This is a genomic window from Acinetobacter sp. YH12254, assembly GCF_013417415.1.
In the GTDB taxonomy this organism is placed as follows: Bacteria; Pseudomonadota; Gammaproteobacteria; order Pseudomonadales; family Moraxellaceae; genus Acinetobacter; species Acinetobacter pseudolwoffii.
Window position 1 is genome coordinate 34,576 of sequence record NZ_VPEB01000011.1, and the last position, 10,797, is coordinate 45,372.

A 10,797-nucleotide genomic window follows, 5' to 3' on the forward strand; every position below is an offset into this window, starting at 1 on the left:
AATATTTTAATTAACTTTGAATTAGCTGAGTTAACTCATCAACATAGTCTTGCATCGGTCGCGGGTTACGATTACGACGGCTTTCAATATTCAAACGCAGTAAAGGTTCAGTATTCGATGCACGGACATTAAAACGCCATGCACCAAAATCCAGACTCACTCCATCCGTCTGGTCGATAGCAGGTTTTTGATCGGCATAATGATCAAAGAGTTTTTGAATCGTGGTTTGAGTATCTGCAACTTTAAAGTTGATCTCACCTGAACATGGGAATTTGGCAATCATTTCTTCGACTAGAGAGGATAATGATTTTCCTGTTTCAGATAGTACCGCTATTGCCAGTAACCATGGAATCATACCGCTATCACAATAGGCAAAGTCACGGAAATAGTGATGGGCACTCATTTCACCGCCATAAACCGCATTATGTTCACGCATTTTTTCTTTAATGAAAGAATGGCCTGATTTGGATTGAATTGCTTCACCTTTGAATTGTTCAACAATATCAAAGGTATTCCAGACTAAACGTGGATCATGCACGATTTTCTCGCCAGCCTGTTTCAGTAAGAAGGCTTGAGCTAAAAGACCGACAATATAATAGCCTTCAATAAACTGGCCTTTTTCATCGAATAAGAAACAGCGGTCAAAGTCACCATCCCAGGCAATACCCATGTCTGCTTGATGTTCTAATACTGCATTACGGGTGCTGTCACGGTTTTCAATTAAAATCGGGTTAGGGATTCCGTTGGGGAAATTGCCATCGGCTTCATTGTGAATTTTCACGAATTTCACTGGAATCTGCAGCTGTTGAAACTTCTGTTCAATTGCATCAACGACATGACCTGCAGCACCATTGCCGGCATTCATCACCAGTTTCATCGGGCTGATTTTTGCCGGATCAATATAAGTCATCAGGTGATCAATAAACTCAGGCAAAATATTGTATTTTTCAGTATACCCTTTTTGTGCAACTTCAATAAACTGACCTGATTCTGCTAAAGCCTGAATCTCTTTAAGACCAGTAGCTGCACTGATTGGACGTGCATTTTCACGTACCAATTTCATGCCATTATAGTCCATAGGGTTATGACTGGCCGTCACTTCAATACCACCCTGCACATCGAGGTGGAAGGCACCAAAATAGACTTCTTCAGTCCCTGTCATGCCAAGATCAAGCACATTGACTCCAGCATCATTTAAACCACGAATGGTGGCTTGTTTTAAGCCGTCACTGCTGAGGCGTATATCACAGCCAATCACTACAGTTTTCGGTTGGTAGATCTGTCCATAGGCACGACCAATTTTATAGGCAATCTCTTCATTCAGCTCGGTGCTGAGTTTGCCGCGAATATCATAGGCTTTAAAGCAAGTCAGTTGTGTCATGTGATTTCTCAAAATTCGCAAAAAAGAGTCGAAGGTATAAAGTATTGAAATAGTATAGAGATAATGTGGCAAGATTAAAAAACAAAAAACCCCATAAAAAAATTACAGAGGTTTTAGGATATAGATTCAAGCGAGCTAAAGTCTTTTATTCAAAGATAATTTAGAAACATTCCCACTGAGGCTAAACCATAACGTTTGTCTAAACGTGAAGCGGTAACGCCATTGTAGAGGAAGGTGATATCACCGACAAAATTATGCTGGAATATTTGACCTTCGACAAATCGGTAGGTACGGTTCAGTATCCTTATCTACACTGTCTCATTCTTTTCTAATTTTTTTAAGTAATTCCTTAATTATTTTATCGAATCGTTCAACCCATCGTTCGAACTCCTGACTTGATTCATTAAGTTCATTTAGATTTTTAGGATGATGTAAGGTTTTTGCCAAACCATAGTCTGCAAAATATTTTAAAGTCGGCCATCTTAGTGAACACTGCATAATTTTTTTCATCATTGCTTCAATTGATGTCTCATCAAACTCTTTTATATCATTTAAGCAGAGGACTAGGGTTGAAAGTTTTTTCACATTATCTGTGACATCTATTTCAAAGATTATGAAATTGTGATCGAATAGTTTATCCAACCTGTAAATCATTAGAGAGCGCTTGTTTCCATCCAAAGTTATGTGGAGTTTAGATCGCTGCAATCTAGGAAGTTTATAGAGTTTTGAGGTTGTCGCCTTAATATTATTTTGCTCAATAAACTTTTCTATCATGAATCTGAAGGCTTCAAAACGATCCATAAGCAAATCTAAATTATTACTCTCATCTTCTAAACCCTCAAATTCACCACGACCAATTGTTCCAACCCTAGTCGCTTCATCAGTCCCTACAGCATCATAGTCTTGGATTTCCTCTTCCAGCGAAGGCAAGGATGTGTTCTTGGCTCTTTTTTTATTATAAATTTTACGGGTGAGAACTGGATCGGAAAAGCTGAGTAATACAGGGTAGCTAGGCAAAGTAAGGATTTTACGATCACTATTAGCCTCTTGACTATCATCAATTTCTGGAGATTCGGACTCTTGTCGGGTTGAGTAAGTACCTGATTTCCCTGTAGACGATGTATTTTTATTTTGAGTAAATCGCGAACTAGAAAAATCAATCTTCTTGGGTAAGTTCGATTCTAATCCTTTAATCTCTACAATTTCATTGATATAAATTTGATTCAATTTTTTAGAATAATAGGCTTTAACAGTTATTTCTACATTTGCTAAAGAAGGGGGATCAAAATTGAAATACCACCATTCTTTATTTGTACCTTGTATTTTTTCACTAAAAAAATGAGTAGCAATACTTTCATAGCTTCTTCTGATTTCAGGGTTGATTAAAATCCAAGCGAGTAAGTTGCGCATGCCAGGATGATTATATTGAGATGGGGGAAAATTACTCGAGGATAGTTCTGTAATCAGCACATGGTTTTCTGAAACTCTTTGAACGTCAAATTCCAGACTTAAAAAATTTTGTGAAAGTGCATTTCTCGCAAAATAAGCATTATGAAAAAATAATGCTCTAGCAAGTTCCAATTGTGGCAAATGTACAATTGTATTTTTAAATTTTTGATCAAGGTCAGTTAATTTCTGTGTGAGTTGAAATTGTTTTGTCGCAATATTATTGCTGACCTGCCATTTTGTGAGATCGCTAATTTTAAATTTTAGTGTTAAATGATTTTCATCTTTCAATTCAACTGAGGAATTTAAGCATCTCCGTTGTGCGACCAAGTGCATGCTTGAAAATCGAGTATGTTTAAAAAACCTTTGTTTTTCATATTCTAATCCGAGATTAATATTCCAATCTCTCTCTTGTTTATTCTTAAAAATTGCCCCAATATATGAAATTCTAGCGTTTAACGGAAAACCCCTAATAACCAAAATTAATTCTCCCAATGAATAAGTTTAATAACGTTCGTTAAAAAATTATTTGCTTCAGTTGTTATTCTTTCTTCACTTAAACCCGATTTTCGTAAGATGATCCAGCGTGACAGTTGTTCATTTGCTGAATATGATTGCAGTAATACTCGGGTTAGTCGCCTAATCTGAAAGCAGCTAATATCCTCATTATATTGATCTAAAAACTGTTTAGTTAATGGCAAATTATCTAAATTTTTTTCAATAGTAGCTGGATTCCTAAGTTGCTTGATCCACCAGTTTTTTGATTTTCTAGGTAAATCCAAATTTTCTATAAGTTGTTGTTTAATATTGATTAATAGTTTAACGGTTTCAAGATCACGTGTACCCCAATCAATTTTATTTCCTGTAGGTATGTGAGGTTGCTGATAATGACTGTTTGTTTCAAGTAGCCATTCTTTATCATTGCGATAGAGCCATGCATATAGAGCACTATTTTGTTTTCTTGATGCATTGATGCTGTCTTGATTGATTGCCTCAAGCCATTTTTTTCGTTTTTCTAATATAATTGTATTTTGAGATTCTGTTATATCCGAGGATTGTAATTTTATAGATTGTGGTTTAATGACTGGTTGTAAAGAATTAACAGTTACTAAGATCTCATTAAATGACCAGTCTCTACCTGCATTCATAGCTTCAATTACAATTAAATGTTGAAGATAGCTAAAACATTTACGATGTTTTCGGAAAATACTACGTAGCCAACTATTTTCAGAACTGAAATTGTCCAAATGATATTGCTTTAAAAACTGTTTAGACCAGCGGGTCGAAATTTTTTCATAAATGGAGTCATATAAAATATGAGAGTTTCCTCGGACACAATTATTTTGATGAGCAAGTTTCTTATAAAAAAGACTCCATTGCTCAAAACTTGCAGATTGTTTTGGACAAAGCTGTAAAAGCTCATCTACTTTTTTACAGATGAACAGATCATCTAATTTGGCTGCTGACTGAGTGACAATCGGGCAGTTTTTAACATCAGCTGCAATAAATTCATGTTTGTGTGGTGACCTAAACTCTATATTTGTTTGTATAAGTTCACCATGTTTTTGACAACAAGTAACACCTTGGACTTGCCAAAGTCTGGACCAATAGTATTCTTTATATTGTTTAAGCTGTTCATTTATACATCTTGGGCAATATTGCAAATAGGTGGGAGTTGCTATGTAAGATGCATTAATTCCTAGGGCTAAATGTACTGAACCATTTGATTTATTCAGCATCCATTGCATGCATTCTTGTCTTCGCTCTTCTGGAACAAATGGGGCATAAAGAGGAAAAAGAGTATGCTGATAAATTAGTTTTTCTGCATCAAATTGTGTTTCAGGTAACAGCTTTAAAATTTTTGATAAATTTGCGGGCAAATCTATTGTCGCTACAACTTCACGATCTTGGAAAATCTCATCTAAAAGTTGTTTTGGGCTATTAATTGCTAATCGTATTCCAGCTCTAGCAACTGAACTATAGATTAACTCATTAGCATAAGGAACCGGAAAATTTAGCATATTTATCCTGCCTCTTTTATTAAAGTTTCCATATTGATGACATAATCAGTCTGGTTTTTTAGATGTTCATAAAAGCTTTGTTTATTTTCTTTCTGACTGAACTGAAAACGTAAATCATCATTATCAAGAGAGTGCCATAATTTGGATTGAATTCTCTGTTTTCTTATCTTTTGTGTATCTTGTGGTTTATTTGCACTAGAAGGTGAAGAGAACTCCTCATTTTGCTCATGCAGCCAGCTTAGGATAATCGGCATTACTGATTTCATGTCAAATTTAGGATTCTCTCGGAATACTTTTTTAACTAGAGGTGCTAATAAATTTGATTCGTATCCCAGCTCAATCAGTAGGCGATGTAAATGAATAGATTCTTGATGTCCATCATAGATATCAATATCTTCCATGAACTCTTTTTTTTGCTCTAGTTTTGCTTGTAAGAGGAGTAGCTTTTTATCAACTTCGGGAATAATCAGATCGGAAAATTGTGAAATTTGTTCGGCATCACCTGAGCGTAGCGCTTTAATCATTGGGTGAATTGGGATTAAATCTTGTTCATATGTCTGTTTCAGTAATTTTACCGTGATACGCTCCAGCCCTGATTCAATTGCTCTCATTTGGGCTAATACAAATAATTTAACCACAATATCTGGAATGCCTTGGCTGAGATCATACCAGCAGTTCCTGATTTCTTCACTTATCATAAGATCTGCTTTTTTGAGCCACTGATACTTCCAAAGTGCTTCAGTAAATCCGACCCATTCTGATTTAATTATTTTTTTTGTCTGTGGGTGAATAAAGTTTTCTTCATTTTTAATCTGTTCCCACAGAATTGAGCCTAATCCCACCCCTCGTCTAGCAGATCTCAAATCATCTTCAAAAATAAATCGAGCTTTTGGTGTGCCAACCATCACGACTGGCAAGCCAACCACATTAACCAAAGTGACAAAGAAATTCAGCATTTTATCTGCACCTCCAGACTTGTTCACACTTAGATGCTGAATTTCATCAATAATAAGCAATCCAATTGCATGTAAATTGGCAATCTGGCGCATTAAGTTGAGTAATGTTTCAATACCATGTCTTTTTAATGCATATTTTCTTTCATAATCAGACCCTAGTGCTTGATCGATTGCTCTGAAAAAATGTAGGCACAAACTTTTTAAAGAGCCATCATGTGGGCAATCAATTTTTAAATAAACAATTTGCGTAAAATTATATTTTTCATGAAAAATGACCTGAGGATAAGTAGCGAGAATTCGATTTAATGTAGTAGTTTTGCCACTTCCTGAACAGCCAATAAAACACATACTTCGTGCAGTGGACTTAGCTGCTTCAAAGCGAATGGCATTTACATCACCAGTCATCATTCGCTCATAACCATTCTGTAGATGTGAATTAAGAGAGCCATTTGCAAGATTACGCCCTACGTAACCTTCACGAAGCATAATGGAGAGTTTTTGTTCCAATTGAATATGCCGTGCAATCGGTTGAAAAAAATTATTCATCAATTGAGCAATTAGGTGACCTCTAACTACACCTGATTCATGTTTTTCTGATGGGTTAATGGTAATTGTACTTTTTAGTGCATTTTTCACCTCTGAAAATTCACGTACAGGTGGTAATGCTTCTATAAGAGGATTTCCTTGATACTGCCCAAAACTTGGATGATAAACTGCATTAACTTTCATTTTTATTTACCTCGTTTTAATCATCATCTTCATCAAATAATGATTCGTAATAGGTTGGAAGAAGTAAGGTGGATTCTTCGTCTTCTGCTTTTTTAATTCCTGAGATTGGAATAATATTGTCTCTAACCTTCGCATTTTGTGAGCTTTGGATTTGGGTAGATTTCTTTAAATCCTCTCTTTCTTCAGTTCTTGCCTGATTACGGTTATTCCGTATCGATGAAAGACGTTGAGCATTACTTTTTTGAGTAGAAGATCTTGAAGAAATCGCTTTTTCAATGATATCTTCATTGCGTTGTTCTAAATCAGCACGTGCAAGATTTGCATTTATTTTGTAGCGAGATCGTGTTATTTTTTGCTCAAGTTGAACTTGCCATACCTCCCAAAAACTACAACCTCTAAATTCTCTAGAACGATTTGAAAGTTGTGCTTCCCAATAATCTGAATGATCTTCAGAATGAAATATATAAACTTTTTCAGCGTTAGCTGGATCGTAAGCAACTTTAAATTTAGGCCTTTGTCTTGAAGCACTTTTCCTGTGTAGCAAGCCGCGTTCAATGAGTTCTTTACAATTATAAAAGACTCCGAAAACCTTTAATCCTAGCTCAGAGAGGGTGCCATCTGTGCGGGGAAGTAGTGCAATATAAATCGCTTTTTCTGATGCTGAGCGTAACTTACCTGTTCGATTCTGTATGCCCCAATTCCATAAATGAATAGGAATGCAGGGTAAATCTGTTGGCATATCAATGTCGCGATCATAAGAAGAAAGTTCATGTGTGTTGTTGTAAATGAGAACAGAATTTAAAATGATCTGGGTAAATTCCTTAACAGTGAGTGTTGCATCTAGTCGGTAGTCTTTACCACCACGTTTCTTTTCTTTGATTGCTTGGACTACACCAGGTGCATAAGGTTTAAATTCAGCCTGGATAGTGCGGAAATAGCGCTCTACAATTGACTTTAAATCACCACGATAGGCAGGTGTGTTTTCTATTCGGATGGCAAAGTTTTTTTCGAGATTCTCAATTTGATGTCCAAGTAATTCGGCTCTATCTGCCAAGATTGCCTCAGGTAATCCAATACATGGCCAATCATTAAAAGTAATCTCATGATCAAATTTTTTACAATAATCGACCTTATCAGACATCGCCATACGAAGAACTAGCATACTCGTAACATAAGATGGATTTTCTAATCCCACGTACATGCCAGTAACCATACGGCTAAATTCATCCATCATAAAGTAAATGGTTGGACGTCCAATAATGCAGCCTCTATCTGAGTCAGAAACAAGATAGATGTCAGCTATCGTAGCATCTACTTGGTAACGAGATCCTGGTCCGAGAACATGTGTATTAACTGTTGAATATAAAACTCTTTTGTCTTTTAAATATTCAATTTTACTAGTTCGTGATTTTATTTTTAGAATAGGACTATATTCACGATCATAAAAGTATTTTAATTGCCAGATTGATGGGACTTCAGTTTCAATAATGTCGGGATATAGGCTTTGATATATACTAAGAAACTTACGATATGTGTAGGGTAGAGTATGCTTGTTTTCATTGAGCATGTACTGATTGATGACTCTCCTAAATAGTCTTTCAATATCTTCATCAATAAGAGCACCTGTCCCTTCAGAAATAATACGAGGGCGACCTAATTTTTTATTATTTACAGCCTTTTTAACACCTTTTCCTCCAGAATTGTAATACTGAGGGATTAAGGCATTGGGGGTCATTCCTCTTTGCCAATACTGGCGAAGTAAGCGATATATAGTCTGTTTAGTGGTAATCTTTTGATTTACAATTTCATTAATCAAAGATGCACGTATGTTTGAATCATAAAATTTTTCATGTTCAATTATAGGTTTTATAATAGCTAAATTCTTGTCACGTTTGATTTGATAGACAGAGTTTTCTTCTAATACCATCAAAGACATGTCTTCAAAAGGATCTGTAGTAATTTTTATGTTGCCCGATTCAATTGCCTCGATGAGTGTAGATCTTGTATACAATTCAGGTAAAGCTTTTTGATTTTCAAGTTCTATCCAAATTATATGATCTGTATATACTTTGAGGATGCGATACTTTTTCTCATCAAGCTCATAAACATCATTGATTCGAAGCATTGCAGATGACCTCCCATGAATCTTGTTCACTGAGTTTTATATTGCCACATGTGATTTTTCTATAACTAATGTTGATATCAAATACGAAGTACCTCTGAGCAATGAGCTCGCGGATTTCTAATAGTGATTCTCCTGGTTCTAATGAATATTGAACATCAATATATTTTGATAGTTCAATTAGACTCAGATGAGAATTTCTTATAAATTGCTGATAATAGAAGTTGATTTTATCTGGAGTGTGATTTTTACTTTCTGAGTAATTTGCAGGATATAACCATTTAATATTATCAACGACCGTCAGAGGGATATCTTTTTCTGTAACAAGATACCAAGGGATATTTTCTTTTTGCCAATAGCGTCTTTCTAACTCGAGACTTTCAAGAATATTTAAATTTTCTAATTCAGTATGAGAAATAGCTCTGATGACATAAACAGGGGGAGCATTAGTAGCTTCACTGACAATAAAAAATGTAGAAACTAGTGTTTGTGCAATACCATTTTTCATTGGATGATAAAGGGAAAAAGTACGCGCCAAATCCTCAGTTTCTTTTAAATTCAGTGGCATTTGTTCTCGAATATCTTTGATAAAAATATTTCTATCTAAAATCAAAAAAACAGCGAGTTCTAAATCTGAAAACAAGTGATGAGTTCGACCGGTTTTATAGCCATATACTCGACTTGAGCGGTTGTTTAGGGATTTATTATCCTTAACTGTCAAGAAGGGTTTGTATTTACTTAGAAAGCCTTGACCACGTCCTTCTTTTATCCATTTTAGTTGTTGCTCTTTGGTTAACATATTTTTTTAACCTGCTTTAGTATATTTTTGAGCATATCATTAGGTTGTTTATTATTCAATATGGTATGTATCTTTATTACTTTTTTCCAGAAATTTATATTTTGTTTTATATTTTTTATTTCAAATTATTGATATTTATAATTTAATTATATTTATTCTGGTTAATTTTAAAATGTTTCATCTTATTGTGAAAAATTTAAAAAAATAAAGTTTCATTCTTTACTTTTGAAAGTATGATTTTAAATTCCAGTGAAAACTCTAGAATAAAATGAGCTACTATTGAATTGTTTGGTAGCCAAAATATTAATTTTCCTAGGGTTTTTTATCAATCAGCTTGAGAAAAACTGACTTTTCCTCATTAGTCTTCATAAATTGCAAATTGCTGAATAAGTCCGTCACCTATTCTTGTTCGTAATCTACTACTAGTCACTCCTGTTGCTAGTAGGCCATTTAATTAAAATTAGGTATTTCACTCACTGGATATATTAATGTTAATGGATTTGATGTTAATGAAATAAAGCCAAAACGCTGATAAAATTCCATCGCTTTTTGATCCTTGGCATGTATTACAATAAAATTTACACCAATAATTTGAGCAACTTTTGAAACTTGTTTAAGCGCATGTGCTAAAAGCACTTTTCCTATTCCTCGCCCTTGGGCAGTTTGATCAACGGCAAAGCGACCTATAACTACACAAGGGAGTGGATAACGAGGTAATCGTTGAGTGAGAACCGCATCAACCCCATCAAATCCAATAGAGGTACTTGATAGGCAATAAAATCCTCGCACCTGCTGTGTATCATCATCAATAGCAACATGGGTTTTACTTGTTCCTGATTTCTGATGCTGAGATGCGTATTGTTTGATGAACTTGTTTAAATCATCTTGCCCACAATTAAATGATTTTTTCTGATGATGGGCTTGTAAAACCTCAATTTTCATCCAATAAACTCATTAATTTTTTCATCTCATCATTTGCAGGGCGTGGATTTTCAAGCAAATTCATTAACATATCACGATCAGCATTATTTACTTTTAACTCGTGATTAGATTTAAGTAATTCTTTTGCTCGTTCAAATGAGGACTGGATCATAAAGGAACTCACACTAAGACCCAATAAATTCGCAGCTTGCTCAATTACATTCTTTGCATCTACAGTTGAACGAACATTTATTCGTTCTGTTGCTAAGTTAGTCATATTTTTCCACCAATTTGTACATCAGTATGATGTACAAATTATAGCAGATTAAGGTGGTGGTTTAAGATTCAAATTTGCATATTTTGTTTTGAAATATTTGAATAGAAAATCAGTGGTTTAATTATATGAGAGTAATAAAGTTTCA

The 10,797-nt window shown here is 34.8% G+C and carries 8 protein-coding genes; all 8 read right to left on the bottom strand.

The features are described from left to right. Positions 1-10: 10 nt before the first annotated feature. The gene (locus FTV29_RS10005; RefSeq protein ID WP_180075470.1) at positions 11-1,381 is read right to left on the bottom strand and encodes a phosphomannomutase CpsG; all 1,371 of its coding nucleotides are present in this window, start codon (positions 1,379-1,381) and stop codon (positions 11-13) included. A gap of 318 nt (positions 1,382-1,699) precedes the next feature. Continuing rightward, positions 1,700-3,322 (bottom strand): Tn7-like element transposition protein TnsE, encoded by a 1,623-nt coding sequence (locus FTV29_RS10010; RefSeq protein WP_257224500.1) that lies wholly within the window; start codon positions 3,320-3,322, stop codon positions 1,700-1,702. Continuing rightward, positions 3,310-4,848 (bottom strand): TnsD family Tn7-like transposition protein, encoded by a 1,539-nt coding sequence (locus FTV29_RS10015; protein WP_180075471.1) that lies wholly within the window; start codon positions 4,846-4,848, stop codon positions 3,310-3,312. Before FTV29_RS10015 ends, FTV29_RS10010 begins: the two co-directional genes overlap by 13 nt. Before the next feature lie 2 nt (positions 4,849-4,850). Continuing rightward, on the bottom strand, positions 4,851-6,533 hold the full coding sequence (locus FTV29_RS10020; protein ID WP_071850531.1) for an AAA family ATPase: 1,683 nt from the start codon (positions 6,531-6,533) through the stop codon (positions 4,851-4,853). Positions 6,534-6,549: 16 nt separating this feature from the next. Next, positions 6,550-8,658, bottom strand: coding sequence for a Mu transposase C-terminal domain-containing protein (locus tag FTV29_RS10025; RefSeq protein WP_180075472.1), 2,109 nt, complete (start codon positions 8,656-8,658; stop codon positions 6,550-6,552). Continuing rightward, positions 8,642-9,454 (bottom strand): heteromeric transposase endonuclease subunit TnsA, encoded by an 813-nt coding sequence (locus FTV29_RS10030; RefSeq protein WP_010325588.1) that lies wholly within the window; start codon positions 9,452-9,454, stop codon positions 8,642-8,644. The genes FTV29_RS10025 and FTV29_RS10030 overlap by 17 nt, the downstream gene beginning before the upstream one ends. A 450-nt stretch (positions 9,455-9,904) precedes the next feature. After that, positions 9,905-10,396 carry a GNAT family N-acetyltransferase gene (locus FTV29_RS10035; RefSeq protein ID WP_180075473.1) on the bottom strand — a complete coding sequence of 164 codons (492 nt, stop codon included), beginning with the start codon at positions 10,394-10,396 and terminating at the stop codon, positions 9,905-9,907. Beyond that, a complete protein-coding gene (locus FTV29_RS10040) occupies positions 10,386-10,652 on the bottom strand; it encodes a DUF1778 domain-containing protein (RefSeq protein ID WP_010325590.1) in 267 nt (88 codons plus the stop codon). The genes FTV29_RS10035 and FTV29_RS10040 overlap by 11 nt, the downstream gene beginning before the upstream one ends. Between the last annotated feature and the right edge of the window lie 145 nt (positions 10,653-10,797).

What these genes read in the sequence shown, in the direction of transcription:
- FTV29_RS10020 (WP_071850531.1), bottom strand. Translation starts at nt 6,533, where the DNA reads ATGAAAGTTAATGCAGTTTATCATCCAAGTTTTGGGCAGTATCAAGGA.
- FTV29_RS10030 (WP_010325588.1), bottom strand. Translation starts at nt 9,454, where the DNA reads ATGTTAACCAAAGAGCAACAACTAAAATGGATAAAAGAAGGACGTGGT.
- FTV29_RS10015 (WP_180075471.1), bottom strand. Translation starts at nt 4,848, where the DNA reads ATGCTAAATTTTCCGGTTCCTTATGCTAATGAGTTAATCTATAGTTCA.
- FTV29_RS10025 (WP_180075472.1), bottom strand. Translation starts at nt 8,658, where the DNA reads ATGCTTCGAATCAATGATGTTTATGAGCTTGATGAGAAAAAGTATCGC.
- FTV29_RS10005 (WP_180075470.1), bottom strand. Translation starts at nt 1,381, where the DNA reads ATGACACAACTGACTTGCTTTAAAGCCTATGATATTCGCGGCAAACTC.
- FTV29_RS10035 (WP_180075473.1), bottom strand. Translation starts at nt 10,396, where the DNA reads ATGAAAATTGAGGTTTTACAAGCCCATCATCAGAAAAAATCATTTAAT.
- FTV29_RS10040 (WP_010325590.1), bottom strand. Translation starts at nt 10,652, where the DNA reads ATGACTAACTTAGCAACAGAACGAATAAATGTTCGTTCAACTGTAGAT.